This window comes from Streptomyces sp. NPDC005761 (assembly GCF_040630635.1).
Classification (GTDB): domain Bacteria; phylum Actinomycetota; class Actinomycetes; order Streptomycetales; family Streptomycetaceae; genus Streptomyces.
Genome location: NZ_JBEXXX010000004.1, coordinates 75,324 through 90,405 on the forward strand (window position 1 = coordinate 75,324; position 15,082 = coordinate 90,405).

At 70.7% G+C, this 15,082-nt stretch carries 12 protein-coding genes; 6 read left to right on the forward strand and 6 right to left on the reverse strand.

What is annotated here, in order from left to right; genetic code table 11:
• Positions 1–384: 384 nt before the first annotated feature.
• Positions 385–3,534 carry an isoleucine--tRNA ligase gene (gene ileS / locus ABZ434_RS05675; protein WP_359132358.1) on the reverse strand — a complete coding sequence of 1,050 codons (3,150 nt, stop codon included), beginning with the start codon at positions 3,532–3,534 and terminating at the stop codon, positions 385–387.
• A gap of 578 nt (positions 3,535–4,112) precedes the next feature.
• Between ileS and ABZ434_RS05680 the strand changes: the two genes are divergently transcribed.
• From ABZ434_RS05680 to ABZ434_RS05700, 5 genes are all read left to right on the forward strand, one after another.
• Positions 4,113–4,985 carry a TraR/DksA C4-type zinc finger protein gene (locus ABZ434_RS05680; protein ID WP_359132360.1) on the forward strand — a complete coding sequence of 291 codons (873 nt, stop codon included), beginning with the start codon at positions 4,113–4,115 and terminating at the stop codon, positions 4,983–4,985.
• Between the two features lie 57 nt (positions 4,986–5,042).
• A complete protein-coding gene (gene lspA / locus ABZ434_RS05685; protein ID WP_359132362.1) occupies positions 5,043–5,696 on the forward strand; it encodes a signal peptidase II in 654 nt (217 codons plus the stop codon).
• A gap of 23 nt (positions 5,697–5,719) precedes the next feature.
• Positions 5,720–6,661 (forward strand): RluA family pseudouridine synthase, encoded by a 942-nt coding sequence (locus ABZ434_RS05690; RefSeq protein ID WP_359132364.1) that lies wholly within the window; start codon positions 5,720–5,722, stop codon positions 6,659–6,661.
• Positions 6,658–7,128: a GNAT family N-acetyltransferase gene (locus tag ABZ434_RS05695; protein WP_359132367.1), complete on the forward strand. Its 471-nt coding sequence runs from the start codon at positions 6,658–6,660 to the stop codon at positions 7,126–7,128. The genes ABZ434_RS05690 and ABZ434_RS05695 overlap by 4 nt, the downstream gene beginning before the upstream one ends.
• A 137-nt stretch (positions 7,129–7,265) precedes the next feature.
• A complete protein-coding gene (locus ABZ434_RS05700) occupies positions 7,266–8,852 on the forward strand; it encodes a Na+/H+ antiporter (protein WP_359132563.1) in 1,587 nt (528 codons plus the stop codon).
• 25 nt (positions 8,853–8,877) lie between these two features.
• On the opposite strand, the gene ABZ434_RS05705 is transcribed toward ABZ434_RS05700, so the two are convergent.
• Positions 8,878–10,005: a mechanosensitive ion channel domain-containing protein gene (locus ABZ434_RS05705; protein ID WP_359132565.1), complete on the reverse strand. Its 1,128-nt coding sequence runs from the start codon at positions 10,003–10,005 to the stop codon at positions 8,878–8,880.
• Between the two features lie 37 nt (positions 10,006–10,042).
• Between ABZ434_RS05705 and ABZ434_RS05710 the strand changes: the two genes are divergently transcribed.
• A complete protein-coding gene (locus tag ABZ434_RS05710) occupies positions 10,043–10,621 on the forward strand; it encodes a dienelactone hydrolase family protein (protein WP_359132568.1) in 579 nt (192 codons plus the stop codon).
• A 60-nt stretch (positions 10,622–10,681) separates the two neighbouring features.
• On the opposite strand, the gene ABZ434_RS05715 is transcribed toward ABZ434_RS05710, so the two are convergent.
• From ABZ434_RS05715 to ABZ434_RS05730, 4 genes are all read right to left on the reverse strand, one after another.
• Positions 10,682–11,644 (reverse strand): zinc metalloprotease, encoded by a 963-nt coding sequence (locus ABZ434_RS05715; protein WP_359132370.1) that lies wholly within the window; start codon positions 11,642–11,644, stop codon positions 10,682–10,684.
• A 391-nt stretch (positions 11,645–12,035) separates the two neighbouring features.
• Positions 12,036–12,851, reverse strand: a complete 816-nt coding sequence (locus ABZ434_RS05720; RefSeq protein WP_359132374.1) for a DsbA family protein — start codon at positions 12,849–12,851, stop codon at positions 12,036–12,038.
• Positions 12,852–12,902: 51 nt separating this feature from the next.
• Positions 12,903–13,634: a hypothetical protein gene (locus ABZ434_RS05725; protein ID WP_359132570.1), complete on the reverse strand. Its 732-nt coding sequence runs from the start codon at positions 13,632–13,634 to the stop codon at positions 12,903–12,905.
• Positions 13,635–13,699: 65 nt separating this feature from the next.
• The gene (locus tag ABZ434_RS05730; RefSeq protein WP_359132376.1) at positions 13,700–15,025 is read right to left on the reverse strand and encodes a DUF2252 domain-containing protein; all 1,326 of its coding nucleotides are present in this window, start codon (positions 15,023–15,025) and stop codon (positions 13,700–13,702) included.
• Between the last annotated feature and the right edge of the window lie 57 nt (positions 15,026–15,082).

The following is a 15,082-nucleotide window of genomic DNA, read 5'->3' on the forward strand; positions in this document are numbered from 1 at the left end:
GCCCGGGGGCCGGTCCTTTGCCTTGGGCCGTGGGCCGGTGGCCGGTCCTTTGCCGTGGGCCGGGGGCCGGTGGCCGGTCCTTTGCCTTGGGCCGGGGGCCGGGGGCCGGTCCGGGGCCGCTGCGCGGGGCCCCGTTCCCCTACCCGCCCCTTCCCGTAACCGGAGCTCCGCCCCGGACCCCGCTCCTCAATCGCCGGAGGGGCTGGATTGGCGCCCTCGCCTGAGGGGCTGGGGGCCCCTTCCGGGGGGAAGGCAGGGCTTGATCGTGCGGGGGCTGGGATGGGGCCCTCGCCGGAGGGGCTGGAGCGGCAGGCTTGATTGTGCGTGGGAACAGCTGAGGGCCCGGCCGGATACGTTCCGGCCGGGCCCTGTGCGTGCTGCTGGTTACCGCTCCGTCTTGCGGAGGCGGAACGTGAGGGACAGGCCCTCGTCCTCGAAGGGCTCGCCGTAGGACGCGTCCGCCTCGCCCTGCGCGTAGTCCAGGGCCAGGACCTCGTCCGCGATGAGCGACGCGTGCTCGGTCAGGGCCTCGGCCGTCGCGGGGGACGTGGACGTCCAGCGGACGGCGATGCGGTCCGCCACGTCCAGGCCGCTGTTCTTGCGCGCCTCCTGGATCAGGCGGATCGCGTCACGGGCCAGGCCCGCACGCCGAAGCTCCGGGGTGATCTCCAGGTCCAGGGCGACCGTCGCGCCCGAGTCGGACGCGACCGACCAGCCCTCGCGCGGGGTCTCCGTGATGATGACCTCGTCGGGGGACAGGGTGACCTGCTCCCCGTCGACCTCGACCGACGCCGTACCCTCGCGCAGCGCCAGTGAGAGCGCCGCCGCGTCCGCGTTCGCGACGGCCTTCGCCACCGCCTGGACGCCCTTGCCGAAGCGCTTGCCGAGCGCCCGGAAGTTCGCCTTCGCCGTCGTGTCGACCAGCGAGCCGCCTACCTCGGAGAGGGAGGCCACGGAGGCGACGTTCAGCTCCTCCGTGATCTGGCCGTGCAGTTCGGGGGAGAGCGCCTCGAAGCCCGAGGCGGCGACCAGGGCGCGCGACAGCGGCTGGCGGGTCTTGACGCCCGACTCGGCACGCGTGGCGCGCCCCAGCTCGACCAGGCGGCGGACCAGGGCCATCTGCGTGGAGAGGTCCGGGTCGATGGCCGACAGGTCCGCCTGCGGCCACGTGGAGAGGTGCACCGAGGCGGGAGCGTCGGATGTGACCGGCGCGACGAGGTCCTGCCAGACCCGCTCGGTGATGAACGGGGTCAGCGGGGCCATCAGCCGGGTGACCGTCTCGACGACGTCGTGCAGGGTGCGCAGAGCCGCCTTGTCGCCCTGCCAGAAGCGGCGGCGGGAGCGGCGTACGTACCAGTTGGACAGGTCGTCGACGAACGCGGAGAGCAGCTTGCCGGCGCGCTGGGTGTCGTAACCCTCCAGCGCCTGGGTGACCTGGTCCACCAGGGCGTTGAGCTCGCTCAGCAGCCAGCGGTCCAGGACCGTGCGGTCGGCCGGTGCCGGGTCGGCGGCCGAGGGGGCCCAGTTCGACGTACGGGCGTACAGGGCCTGGAAGGCGACCGTGTTCCAGTACGTGAGGAGCGTCTTGCGGACGACCTCCTGGATCGTGCCGTGTCCGACCCGGCGGGCCGCCCACGGCGAACCTCCGGCGGCCATGAACCAGCGGACCGCGTCGGCGCCGTGCTGGTCCATGAGCGGGATCGGCTGGAGGATGTTGCCCAGGTGCTTGGACATCTTCCGGCCGTCCTCGGCGAGGATGTGGCCCAGGCACACCACGTTCTCGTACGACGACTTGTCGAAGACGAGGGTGCCGATCGCCATCAGCGTGTAGAACCACCCGCGCGTCTGGTCGATGGCCTCCGAGATGAACTGCGCCGGGTAGCGGCTCTCGAAGATCTCCTTGTTCTTGTACGGGTAGCCCCACTGCGCGAACGGCATCGAGCCCGAGTCGTACCAGGCGTCGATCACCTCGGGGACGCGGTACGCCTCCAGCTGGCAGTTCTCGTGCGAGCAGGTGAACGTGATCTCGTCGATGAACGGCCGGTGCGGATCGAGGCCGGACAGATCGGTGCCGGTGAGCTCGGTCAGCTCGGCGCGCGAGCCGACGCAGGTGAGGTGGTCGTCCTCGCAGCGCCAGATCGGCAGCGGTGTGCCCCAGTAGCGGTTGCGCGACAGGGCCCAGTCGATGTTGTTGTTCAGCCAGTCGCCGTACCGGCCGTTCTTGACCGAGTCCGGGAACCAGTTGGTCTTCTCGTTCTCCTCGAGGAGCCGGTCCTTGACCGCAGTCGTGCGGATGTACCAGGACGGCTGCGCGTAGTAGAGCAGCGCGGTGTGGCAGCGCCAGCAGTGCGGGTAACTGTGCTCGTACGGAACGTGCCGGAAGAGCAGGCCGCGGTTCCTGAGGTCTTCGGTGAGGGCCTCGTCGGCCTTCTTGAAGAAGACGCCGCCGACCAGCGGCACGTCCTCCTCGAAGGTGCCGTCGGGGCGGACCGGGTTGACCACCGGAAGGCCGTACGCCTTGCAGACCAGGAGGTCGTCGGCGCCGAAGGCGGGGGACTGGTGGACCAGACCCGTACCGTCCTCGGTCGTCACGTACTCGGCGTTGACGACGTAGTGGGCGGGCTCCGGGAACTCCACCAGGGCGAACGGGCGCTCGTACGTCCAGCGCTCCATCTCGCGGCCCGTGAACGACGGGCCGGTCAGCTCCCAGCCCTCGCCCAGCGCCTTCTCGACGAGCGGCCGGGCGACGACGAGCTTCTCCTCGCCGTTCGTCGCGACGACGTACTCGACCTCGGGGTGCGCGGCGACGGCCGTGTTGGAGACCAGGGTCCAGGGGGTCGTCGTCCAGACCAGGAGGGCCGCCTCACCGGCCAGCGGGCCGGAGGTCAGCGGGAAGCGCACGAAGACCGAGGGGTCGACGACCGTCTCGTAGCCCTGGGCCAGCTCGTGGTCCGAGAGGCCGGTGCCGCAGCGCGGGCACCAGGGGGCGACGCGGTGGTCCTGGACCAGCAGGCCCTTGTTGAAGATCTCCTTCAGGGACCACCACACGGACTCGACGTACTCGGGATCCATCGTGCGGTACGCGTCGTCGAGGTCGACCCAGTAGCCCATCCGGGTCGTGAGCTCGGTGAAGGCATCGGTGTGCCGGGTCACGGACTCGCGGCACTTGGCGTTGAACTCGGCGATGCCGTACGCCTCGATGTCCTTCTTGCCGTTGAAGCCGAGCTCCTTCTCGACCGCGAGCTCGACCGGCAGACCGTGGCAGTCCCAGCCGGCCTTCCGGCCGACGTGGTAGCCCTGCATGGTGCGGAAGCGGGGGAAGACGTCCTTGAAGACGCGGGCTTCGATGTGGTGGGCGCCGGGCATGCCGTTGGCGGTGGGCGGGCCCTCGTAGAAGACCCACTCGGGGCGGCCCTCGGACTGTTCGAGACTCTGGCTGAAGACCTTGTTCTCGCGCCAGAAGTCGAGCACGGCGTGCTCCAGCGCGGGCAGGTCGACCTGGGCGGGTACCTGGCGGTACTGCGGCGATGTCATGTGCGGGCTTCCTCCGGCGGACGTCTTCCACTTCCGTCGGAGGGACGAGAACCGATGCCGGATCCCGCGGTACCACCCTCCTTGGCCCCGGGCATGCCGCCCGTGACCCCCTCATTGGGGTGCGATGCCGGTTCTACCGGCCTTGTACCCGTGGGCGCGGAGCCCACTGTCCAAAGCTTTCTTCCGGCGGCTCCGGGGTGATCTTCACGGCGCGCTCACCCCCGGGCTCCCACCGTCCCCGGGTCGCTCTGGGCTGCGTACGACGCTACTCGTCCCATCCATGCCTCTCGCTGCGGCCAGTGTACGGGCCCGGGGGAGCATCGGCCGACCGGATTTCCCGGGGGCCCGGCGTGACCCGAATGGCCAGACGGGGCGCACCGGGTCCCGGCGCCGTCCGGCGGGCGGCCGGAAGGCGGATTACCGGGCGGGGAGCTGGGCACAACGGTTTCAGGCGTGCGGTGATCCGGACACGGGGAGGGGCGATGCGGCGGCGTGCCCCGTTGCCGCGGGGCTGGGGTCGACTTATCGTCCCAGCACGACTCGCGAGCAAGATCACAATGTGTGAAGGGGCCGCGGCCATGGTGGCGAAGAAGACCGCCGCAGAGAAGACGGCGTCGGCGAGATCCACGGGCGCGGCAGCCGGGGAGACGACGGGAGAGACCGGCCGGGAGAGCACGTCCGGCGCGGACGCGCGGACCGGGCCGGAGCACACGGCCGCGAAGTCCACCGCGGCCGCCGAACCGACGGAGAAGACCACGAAGACGGCAGCCAAGAGGGCGGCCAAGAAGACGACGGCCAAGAAGGCGGCGGCGAAGAAGACCGCCACGACGAAGGGCGCCGCGAAGAAGACCGCCGCGGCGAAGAGGAACGCGGCCGGGAAGACCACGGCCGAGAAGGCTTCGAAGAAGGCCGCCGACGCGGCCACGGGGGCGGCCGAGGCCGCCGAGCAGACGGGAGCCCACACGGTGGTAGCCAAGAAGAGCGCGGCCAGGACCCGGCCGGCCGGACGGAGCACGGCACCCGTGCCCCCGGCGCGGGCAGCGGCGACGGCCCCGGGGGAGCTGGCCGTGCGGCCGGGAGAGGACCCCTGGACGCCGGAGGAGGTCGCGGCCGCGCGCACCGAGCTGACCGGCGAGATCACACGGCTGCGCAACGAGCTGGAGGCATCGGGGCTGGCGCTGGCCGGGCTGATGCGGGACTCCGGCGACGGAGCGGGTGACGACGAGGCGGACACCGGCACCAAGAACATCACCCGGGAGCACGAGATGTCGCTCGCCGCCAACGCCCAGGAGATGCTGGAGCAGACCGAGCGGGCACTGGCCCGGCTCGACGCGGGCACGTACGGACTCTGCGAGGTCTGCGGCAACCCGATCGGCAAGGCGCGGATGCAGGCGTTCCCCCGGGCCACCCTCTGTGTCGAGGACAAACAGAAGCAGGAGCGACGCGGCTGATCACCACCCGTGTGTCGTACCCTCGTCCTCAGTCGGGAACTAGGTTGAGGGACTCACGTGGCAGAGGCGGAGCGCATCATCGGTACGCCGGACATCCCTGAGGCTGAGGGACACGAAGGAGCCGAGCCGGAGCAGGCGGACGGGGGCGTGTCCCCGGAGGCCGCCGCGCCGGACGGACAGGACGCGGGGGACGGGGAAGCGACCGCCGACCGGTCGCCGGCCACGCGTCGGCGCCGGATCATCCTGCTCTTCTGCGTCGCCGTCCTCGCCTACCTGCTCGACCTCGGCAGCAAGATGCTCGTGGTGGCGAAGCTGGAGCACCAGGAGCCGGTCGAGATCTTCGGCGACTGGCTCAAGCTCGACGCGATCCGGAACGCGGGCGCCGCGTTCGGCCTCGGCGAGGCCTTCACGATCATCTTCACCATCATCGCGGCGACGGTCATCGTGGTGATCGCCCGGCTCGCGCGCAAGCTGTACAGCCTGCCGTGGGCGATCGCGCTCGGCCTGCTGCTCGGCGGCGCACTCGGCAACCTCACCGACCGCATCTTCCGTGCGCCCGGCGTCTTCGAGGGCGCGGTGGTGGACTTCATCGCCCCCGCGCACTTCGCCGTCTTCAACCTGGCGGACTCCGCGATCGTCTGCGGAGGCATCCTGATCGTGCTGCTCTCCTTCAAGGGCCTGGACCCCGACGGCACCGTGCACAAGGACTAGGCCGTGCAAGGCATACTCGACAGGTGAGTACGCAACCCGAGATCCGAACCCTGCCCGTACCCGATGGCCTGGAAGGCGAGCGTGTCGACGCCGCCATCTCCCGCATGTTCGGCTTCTCCCGCACCAAGGCCGCAGAGCTGGCCGCCGCCGGGAAGGTGCAGGTGGACGGTTCGGTGGTCGGGAAGTCCGAACGGGTGCGGGGTGGCGCCTGGCTGGAAGTGGAGATGCCCCAGGCTCCCGCTCCGGTACAGATCGTCGCCGAGCCCGTCGAGGGCATGGAGATCGTCCACGACGACGACGACATCGTCGTGATCATGAAGCCGGTCGGCGTCGCCGCGCATCCGAGCCCCGGCTGGACCGGCACCACCGTCATCGGCGGTCTCGCCGCGGCCGGGTACCGGATCTCGACCTCCGGCGCCGCCGAGCGCCAGGGCATCGTGCACCGGCTCGACGTCGGCACCTCCGGGCTGATGGTCGTCGCCAAGTCCGAGCGCGCCTACACACTGCTGAAGGCACAGTTCCGGGACCGGGTCGTCGACAAGAAGTACCACGCGCTGGTCCAGGGCCACCCGGACCCGATGAGCGGCACCATCGACGCCCCCATCGGACGGCACCCCACCCACGACTACAAGTGGGCCGTCGTCGCCGAGGGCAAGCCCTCCGTGACGCACTACGACCTGATCGAGGCGTACCGCGCCGCCAGCCTCCTGGACATCAAGCTGGAGACGGGCCGCACCCACCAGATCCGGGTGCACATGTCCGCCCACCGCCACCCCTGCGTCGGCGACCTGACCTACGGAGCCGACCCGACCATGGCCAAGCGGCTGGGCCTGACCCGGCAGTGGCTGCACGCGGTCCGGCTCGGCTTCGAGCACCCCTCGGACGGCAGCTGGGTGGAGTTCTCCAGCACCTACCCCGACGACCTCCAGCAGGCCCTCGACAGGATCGCGGCAGAGAGCGAATGACCGGATACGTCACCCGCACGGTCACCGGTGAGCAGGACCGTGCCGCCTGCTTCCAGATCCGCAAGGACGTCTTCGTCGGCGAGCAGAACGTGCCCGAGGAGATCGAGTACGACGCCTACGACGCGGACGCGGTGCACGTCATCGCCGTCGCCGCGGACGGCACGGCGCTCGGCACCGGCCGGCTGTTGCACGGTCCGGCGGTCGCGGCGAAGACCGGCGGCGATCCCACCGTCGGCTCGCTCGGCCGGCTCGCCGTGACCAAGGAGGCGCGCGGCCTCGGGGTCGGCGCGGCCCTGGTACGGGCCATCGAGGACGCCGCCCGCGCCCTCGGCCTGGCCGCCGTCGACCTGCACGCCCAGACACATGCGCTCGGCTTCTACGAGCGGCTCGGCTACGTGGCGTACGGCCCCGAATTCCCGGACGCCGGCATTCCGCACCGGGCGATGCGCCGCACCGTGGACGCGTAGGGCTCCCGCCCCGGTCGGGCCGGGAGCCCGGAGCCGGCAGCAGGGCCCGTTGTCCGGATTGCGGAGCCTGCATGGCAGGCTTGGGCCGAGGCCGGCCGGTCGCCGAGGCCGGCCCGGCGCGCTCCGGAAGGCACCTCGTGGATCAAATGGCCCTGCTGCTCCTGCTGTTGCTCGGAGCCGTGGTCACCGTGCCACTGGGAGACCGGCTCGGGCTTCCCGCGCCGGTGCTGATGACCCTCATGGGCGTCGTGATGGCCTTCCTCAGCTTCGTGCCGAACGTGGACATCCCGCCCGAGATCATTCTTCCCGCACTGCTGCCGCCCCTGCTCTACGCATCCGTGCAGCGCACCTCCTGGCGGCAGTTCGCCGCCAACAAACGGCCGATCTTCCTCCTGGCCGTGGCTCTGGTCTTCCTCACGACGGCGGCCGTCGCGGCGGTGGCCAACGCGGTCATTCCGGGACTGCCCGTCGCCGCAGCTGTCGCGCTGGGCGCGCTCGTCGCCCCGCCCGACCCGGTCGCGGCCACCGCGGTCGCCGGATCGGTCGGGCTGCCCCGCAGGCTCGTCTCCATCCTGGAGGGCGAGGGACTGTTCAACGACGTGACCGCCATCGTGCTCTACCACGTGGCGATCGCCGCGGCGGTCAGCGGCACGTTCTCGCTGCCCGAGGCCTTCGGGCTGCTGGGACTGTCCGCCGTCGTCGCCGTGGTGGTGGGTGCCTTGATCGGCTGGCTCACCATCAAACTCATGGGCCTGCTCGGGGATGCCACCCTCCAGGTGGGGCTCACCCTGCTGGTGCCGTTCGTCAGCTATGTGCTCGCCGAGGAGCTGATGGGCTCGGGCGTGCTCGCCGTGCTGACCACCGCTCTCTTCCTCGCCGAACACACCGCCGACGCCGACGACGTCCTCGGCCGGCTCACCGGCCGCACCTTCTGGGAAATCGTCGACACCCTCGTCACCGGTGTCGCCTTCGGGCTGATCGGACTCGAACTGCACAACGTCTTCGGGACCGCCGACGGCCGTGAACTGGAGATGGCCGGCTGGGCCCTCGCCGTCGTCGCCGTCGTCGTCGGCGTACGGCTGCTCTACCTGCTCCCCGCGACCTGGCTGGCCAAGCGGCTGCACACCCGCCGCGACGTCAGCGAGGAGATCCCGACGAGCTGGCGGGAGACCGTGATCATGTGGTGGGCCGGGATGCGCGGCGTGGCCTCCGTGGCCCTCGCGCTCGCCATCCCGCTGAAGACGGACGACGGGAAGCCGTTCCCCGGCCGCGACGAGATCGTGTTCGTCGCCTTCGCCGTGATCATGGTCACCTTGGTCTTCCAGGGTCTGACCCTGCCCTGGCTGGTGCGCAGGCTGAGGGTCAAGGCGGACACCGATGCCGAGGAGGCGCTGGAGAAGGACCTCGCGATCCGCGCCGCCAAGGCGGCCAGACAGCGGCTCAAGGAGATCCAGGAGGTCGAGGAGTTCCCCGAGGACCTCGTGGAGCGCCTCCAGCGGCTGGCCTACGACGTGGGCGCGCGGATCAGCCCCGACATGGTCGACGACGAACGGCGCGAGGCGTACGCCCAGCGCGCCGAGCGGTTCAAGGCCGTCAGCCGCATCCAGCGCGAGATGATGTCGGCAGCCCGCCACGCGGTGCTCTCCGCGCGCAGCGAGGCCGGTGCGGATCCCGAGGTGGTCGACCGGGTGCTGCGGCAGCTGGACGTACGCAGCCTGCGCTGACCGTCCGGCCCGCGGCGCCGGGAGCTCAGCCGCGCCCGGTGCGCGGCGCCCTGCCCCAGCCCGCCGGCTTCGCCTCCTGGCCGTCCATGGTCACGGTCGGCCACATGTCGCCCGGCGCCAGCGTGGCGGGGGCCGTGGCGATCCGCGGCAGCGCGTACGGATGATGATCGCGAAGCCAGCCGATCAGCTGCTCCCGGACCGCGCAGCGAACCGTCCAGATGTCGTCCGCGTCCTTCGCCGTGACCACCGCGCGCACCTGGATAGTGGAGGGTGTGGTGTCGGTGACCGCCAGCGACCAGTCCCGCCCGTCCCAGGCGGCGCACTCGCCGAGGATGTCCCGCAGCTGCTCGCGCATGGCGGCGATCGGCGCCGCGTGGTCGAGGTGGAAGAAGACCGAGCCGGTCATCTGGATCCCGCCGCGCGACCAGTTCTCGAAGGGCTTGCTGGTGAAGTACGAGACCGGCATCGTGATCCGCCGCTCGTCCCAGGTCCGGACCGCGAGGAAGGTCAGAGTGATCTCCTCGATCGTGCCCCACTCACCGTCCACCACCACCGTGTCGCCGATCCGCACCATGTCGCCGAACGCGATCTGAAGGCCGGCGAAGAGATTGCCGAGCGTGGACTGGGCGGCGACACCCGCGACGATGCCGAGGACACCGGCCGAGGCCAGCATCGAGGTGCCGACGGTCTGCATGGCGGGGAACGTCAGGAGCATCGCGGCGACGGCGACGGTCGTCACGATCGCGATGACCACGCGCTGGATCAGGGTCACCTGCGTCCGCACCCGGCGCACCCGCGCCGGATCGCGGGTGCTCGCCGCGTAGCGCGCGTACACCGAGTCCACCACTGCCACGGCGACGCCCACCACCAGCCAGGCGGACGCCCCGATCAGGACCAGCGTCAGCAACTGCCCGATGCCCGTCCTGTGATCGCCGACGATGCTCAGCCCGGTATGGGTGTACGAGGCCCGCAGCAGCGCCGTGCCCAGCGTCAGCTGGAACGGGACCCGGCAGCGCCGCAGCAGACCCCACAGGGGGGTCTCGTGGTGCCGGCCGTCGGCACGCCTGAGCAGCAGGTCGAGCAGCCAGCCCACCACCAGGGTGATCACGGCGGAGCCGCCGAGGACGATCAGCGGCCGCAGTACGTTCTCCATCCTGTCGCTCTCCATGCTCTCGACGGTAAATGGCACCATGGGCCTCATGAACATCATGCTTTTCCACTCGACGTACGGTCTGCGCCCCGCGGTGCACGCGGCCGCCGACCGGCTGCGCGCCGCCGGGCATGAGGTGCACGTGCCCGATCTCTTCGAGGGGCACACCTTTGAGACCATCGAGGAGGGGCTCGCCTTCAAGGAGGAGACGGGCAAGGAGGAGCTGCTCAGGCGCGCGGTGCTGGCCGCGGCGCCCTACTCCGACCGCGGGCTGGTCTACGTGGGCTTCTCGCTCGGCGCGTCCGTCGCCCAGACGCTGGCGCTCGGGGACGCGAAGGCCCGCGGGCTGCTGCTGTTCCACGGCACGTCGGACATCGCCGAGAACGCCTCGGTGGACGAGCTGCCCGTCCAACTGCACGTCGCGGACCCCGATCCCTTCGAGACGCACGACTGGCTGAACTCCTGGTATCTGCAGATGCAGCGGACCGGCGCCGATGTCGAGGTCTACCGGTACCCCGGCGCGGGACACCTGTTCACCGACGCCGAGCTGCCGGACTTCGACCGGGCGTCGGCCGAGCTGGCCTGGAAGGTCGCGATCGGCTTCCTCGCCACCCTGTGAGTACGTGAAGGGGCCCCGCGCACGCTACGGCGCGGGGCCCTTCGACGTGACGGAGCGGGATCAGCCGCGGTACGCGGTCCAGCTGTCGCTCATCCGCTGCACCTGGCCGGCGGTGAACTGGTACATGCAGGAGTCGTACGTGTAGTCCATGAAGTTGTGGATCGGGTCGACGCCGGTCTTGTTGGCGCAGGTGTCGCGCCCGGTCGGGCACTCGAACGCGGCGCTCTTCTCCGCGGGGGTGTCGGAGACGTAGTCGCCGTTGCCGCTGCAGCCGCCCTGGAACGTGTGGTAGAGCCCCATCCAGTGGCCGACCTCGTGCGTCGCGGTGTCGCCCTCGTCGTAGTGGGCGGCCGAGCCGCCCGGCAGCGAGGCGTCCAGGATCACGACGCCGTCCATGGACGGGCTGGAGTTGTAGGAGCTGGGGAACGTCGCCCAGCCGAGCAGCCCGCCGCCGAGGTTGGCGGTGTAGACGTTGAGCGCGTTCTTGCCGCCCTTGCGCAGGGCGGTCTTCATGGACTTCTCGGCCGACGAGCCCGAGGAGAGGTTGTACCAGGAGGCGTTGTCCGTGTAGTCGGTGCCGGCCAGGGAGAACTGGAAGCCGGTGGGGGTGTTGCCCGTGCCCTGGCCGCTGTACGCGGAGTTCAGCACGCTCATCTGGCTGCTGATGGCGCCCGAGGTGAGCTTGCCCGTGGTGCCCGAGTGGATGACGTGGAAGTAGACCGGGATCGTCGCGCCGGCCGCGAGTGCGGAGCCGGTGACCCGGCGCTCGGCGACTCTCTGCTTCAGCTGCTTGTCGATGGCGGCGGCCTGGGAGGCGGTGAGCTCGTTGGGATCCGCGGCGTGCTGCGGGCCCGTGGGGCGGGACTGGCGGGCGGTGGCGCTGTCCGGGGTGCCGGCGCAGGCCTCGGCTGACGTGGCCGCGGTGGCCTTGCCGGGCGCGGCGGTGGCGCCGGAGGAGACGGTGAGGGGTGCCAGGGCCAGGGTTCCGGCCAGAACGGCGGTGCCGATCGCACGGTGGCGCATACGCGGGGATATACGGGCAAGAGTGCGCACAGGGTCTCCTAGCGGATGGGTGGGGGAGGGATTTCCTCACCCGCCGCCGGGAGATTACGTGGGCATGTCACATCCGGGGGAGAACTGATCCGGCCCAATCATTCGCGGTGCGAACCAGGACAACGGGAAGAAAATCTTCTGTCCGCAACGGAGTTTGAGACACGGGCGTCATGTCCCGGGTCGTTCCGGCGGCCGGTGTGTCCGCATTGGATCCATGCGGAACACCGGCCGCCGCGAGGCCGTCATGCGCCGGCAACACTTCGCGCCGTGGCCGGATCTGGACGGTCCGGTCCGCGAGGCGCACGCGAACGGGCAGGTGAACCCGGTGGGTTCACCTGCCCGTCGGCCGGGGCCGGGTGGATCAGGCCTTGAGCGCGGCGGTGATCGCGGTGTTGAAGTCCGCCACCGTCATCGGGGCGTTCTTCTCGTCCGAGCCGGTCAGCGTCTTGCCGTCCATCTTCAGCGTGGGGGTGCCCTGGACACCGCTCTTGTCGAACGTGGCGGACATCTTCATCGCCCAGGCGTCGTACGTGCCGTCCTTGACGTTCTTCTGGAAGCCGGCGTTGCCCTTCAGCGCGTCGACCGTGTCGGCGACCTTGATCAGGTACGCGTCGTCCTTGAACTTGTCCTCCGTCTCCTGCGGGTGGTACTTCGCGGAGTAGAGGGCGTACTTGTAGTCGAGGAAGGCCTCGGGGCTCACGTTCAGCGCGGCACCGAGGGCGCTCAGGGCGTTCTTCGAGCCCTCGCCGTTGTCACTGTTGTCGATGAACGTGGCACCGACGTACTTGACCTTGTACTTGCCGGCGTCGACGTCCTTGTGCACGGTCTCACCGACCGTCTGCTCGAACGTGGCGCAGATCGGGCAGCGGGAGTCCTCGTACAGCTCCAGCGTCTTCTTGGCGGTCGACTTGCCGACCACGACGGTCGTGCCGTTCTCGCCCGAGGTGTTCTTCGGCGCGGTGACGTTCTTGGCGTCACCGGCCTCGTCCCAGTGGCCGGGCTTGTTCAGCTGCATCACGCCGTAGGCGCCGCCGCCGATGATCGCGAGGGCGGCGACGACCGAGACGCCGACGACGACCTGGCGGCGGGTCTTGTCCTTCTTGGCCTGGCGCTCGCGCTCCTCGCGCAGCCGCTCGCGGGCGGCGGACTTGTTGGCCTGGCTGTTGCGCTTGCTCATGGTCGGTTCTCCGTGGGGTGCGTGGTCGTACGTCTCAGGGGACTCGTGTGCTCAGGCGATGGCGCAGGCCGAGCGCGGCGGTCCCCTCCGTCCCACGGAGTGCACCAGCAGGCGGGCGTGGGCCATCAGGTGCGGGCCGGCGCCCGGGGCGGGGGCCTCGAGGCCCACGGAGCGAGGGACCGCACCCGCCACGGCCACCGCGACCAGCAGCGGCCGGAAGGCCATCAGGGCGAACGCGCCCAGCAGCCCGGCGAGCGCCAGCTCACCGCGGTGCAGCCAGGCGGCGGCGAGCAGCCCGACCGTCACGTGCGCGGCCAGCAGCAGCCACGGCACCAGGGGGCCGGGCGATGCCAGCAGGGCGGCAGCGCCGTGACCGCCCGCCGTCACCGAGGCCAGCGGGGTGCCCACTTCGCCGACGCTGCCGAGCCCCGTCGTGCCGGTCCCGACGTCACCGCCACCGCACAGCACGTCCACGCCGACCGAGCGCAGCGGGCCCGCGATCGGGCCGCCCGCCGCGCCGTAACAGAGGTGCTGGCCGGTGGTGAACACGGTGTCGGCGGCCAGCTCCAGCGGCACCAGCAGTCCGGCGATGGCCCCGAAGCCGCGCTCCCGGCCGGCCAGCGCGTAGGCCGTCGCGAAGACGGCCCCGGCCAGCACGGCGACGAGGGTGAGCGGCAGCGGGACCCGGGAGAGCACCACGTGGGAGGCAGCGGAGAGCGTCACGACGAGCGCTGTGAAAAGCGCCGCGCGTACGACTCTGAGCTGTGTCCCGGAGATGTCCATCGTCAGGGAGTGTCGCATGCGAACCTGTAAGCCAGCCCTAAAGGGCCAGGGCGCTGTGGGAAGACTTACAGCCCCGGGATGCGGCCGTTGCGGAAGAGGTCCACGAAGATCTGGTGGTCCGCGCGCGCCCGGGCCCCGTAGCTGTGGGCGAAGTCCACCAGCAGGTCCCCGAAGCCCTCCTCGTCGGCCGCGATCGCCGCGTCGATCGCCCGCTCGGTGGAGAACGGCACCAGCGAATGGCCGCTCTCGTCGTCCGCCGCGGAGTGCATCGTCGCCGTCGCCCGTCCGAGGTCGGCGACCACCGCCGCGATCTCCTCGGGCTCGTCGATGTCCGACCAGTCCAGATCGACCGCGTACGGCGACACCTCGGCGACCAGCTGGCCGGCCCCGTCCAGCTCGGTCCAGCCCAGCCACGGGTCGGCGTGCGCCTGCAGGGCGCGCTGCGAGATCACCGTGCGGTGCCCCTCGTGCTGGAAGTAGCTCCGCACCGCGGCGTCCGTGATGTGCCGGGAGACGGCGGGGGTCTGCGCCTGCTTGAGGTAGATCACGACATCGTTCTCCAGGGCGTCGCTGTTGCCCTCCAGGAGGATGTTGTACGAGGGCAGCCCGGCCGATCCGATGCCGATCCCGCGCCGGCCGACGACATCCTTGACCCGGTAGGAGTCCGGGCGGGTCAGGCTCGACTCCGGCAGCGTCTCCAGGTAGCCGTCGAACGCCGCGAGGACCTTGTAGCGCGTCGCCGCGTCGAGGTCGATCGCGCCGCCGCCCTCCGCGAACCTGCGCTCGAAGTCACGGATCTCGGTCATCGAGTCCAGCAACGAGAACCGGGTGAGGGACCGGGCGACGCGCAGGGCGCCCAGGAGCGGCCCCTCGGCGGTGTCCAGCGTGAACGGCGGCACCTCGTCGTTCTTCGCGCCCGTCGCCAGCGCGTGGATCCGCTCGCGGTAGGCCGCGGCGTAGACCCGGACGAGCTCGGTGATCTGGTCGTCGCCCAGGGCCTTCGCGTAACCGACCAGGGCGACGGAGGCGGCGAAGCGCTTGAGGTCCCAGGTGAAGGGGCCCACATAGGCTTCGTCGAAGTCGTTCACGTTGAAGACCAGACGTCCGTTGGCGTCCATGTAGGTGCCGAAGTTCTCCGCGTGCAGATCGCCGTGGATCCACACCCGCCCGGTGCGCTCGTCGAGATACGGCCCGCCGTGCCGCTCCCGCTCCAGGTCGTTGTAGAAGAGACACGCAGTGCCCCGGTAGAAGGCGAAGGCGGAGCCCGCCATCTTGCGGAACTTCACCCGGAAGGCAGCCGGATCGGCGGCCAGCAGCTCACCGAAAGCGGTGTCGAAGACCTCGAGGATCTGCTCCCCGCGCTGCGCTGCGCCGGTCTGCGTTTCCGACATCTCTGGGTGCCTCCTGGTACCTGGCCTGCATGACGACGTACATGACAAAAGGGACGG

Coding starts and splice junctions, on each gene's coding strand:
- ileS (WP_359132358.1), bottom strand. CDS start 3,534: ATGACATCGCCGCAGTACCGCCAGGTACCCGCCCAGGTCGACCTGCCC.
- ABZ434_RS05680 (WP_359132360.1), top strand. CDS start 4,113: ATGGTGGCGAAGAAGACCGCCGCAGAGAAGACGGCGTCGGCGAGATCC.
- ABZ434_RS05695 (WP_359132367.1), top strand. CDS start 6,658: ATGACCGGATACGTCACCCGCACGGTCACCGGTGAGCAGGACCGTGCC.
- ABZ434_RS05705 (WP_359132565.1), bottom strand. CDS start 10,005: ATGGAGAACGTACTGCGGCCGCTGATCGTCCTCGGCGGCTCCGCCGTG.
- ABZ434_RS05710 (WP_359132568.1), top strand. CDS start 10,043: ATGGGCCTCATGAACATCATGCTTTTCCACTCGACGTACGGTCTGCGC.
- ABZ434_RS05715 (WP_359132370.1), bottom strand. CDS start 11,644: ATGCGCCACCGTGCGATCGGCACCGCCGTTCTGGCCGGAACCCTGGCC.
- ABZ434_RS05720 (WP_359132374.1), bottom strand. CDS start 12,851: ATGAGCAAGCGCAACAGCCAGGCCAACAAGTCCGCCGCCCGCGAGCGG.
- ABZ434_RS05725 (WP_359132570.1), bottom strand. CDS start 13,634: ATGGACATCTCCGGGACACAGCTCAGAGTCGTACGCGCGGCGCTTTTC.
- ABZ434_RS05730 (WP_359132376.1), bottom strand. CDS start 15,025: ATGTCGGAAACGCAGACCGGCGCAGCGCAGCGCGGGGAGCAGATCCTC.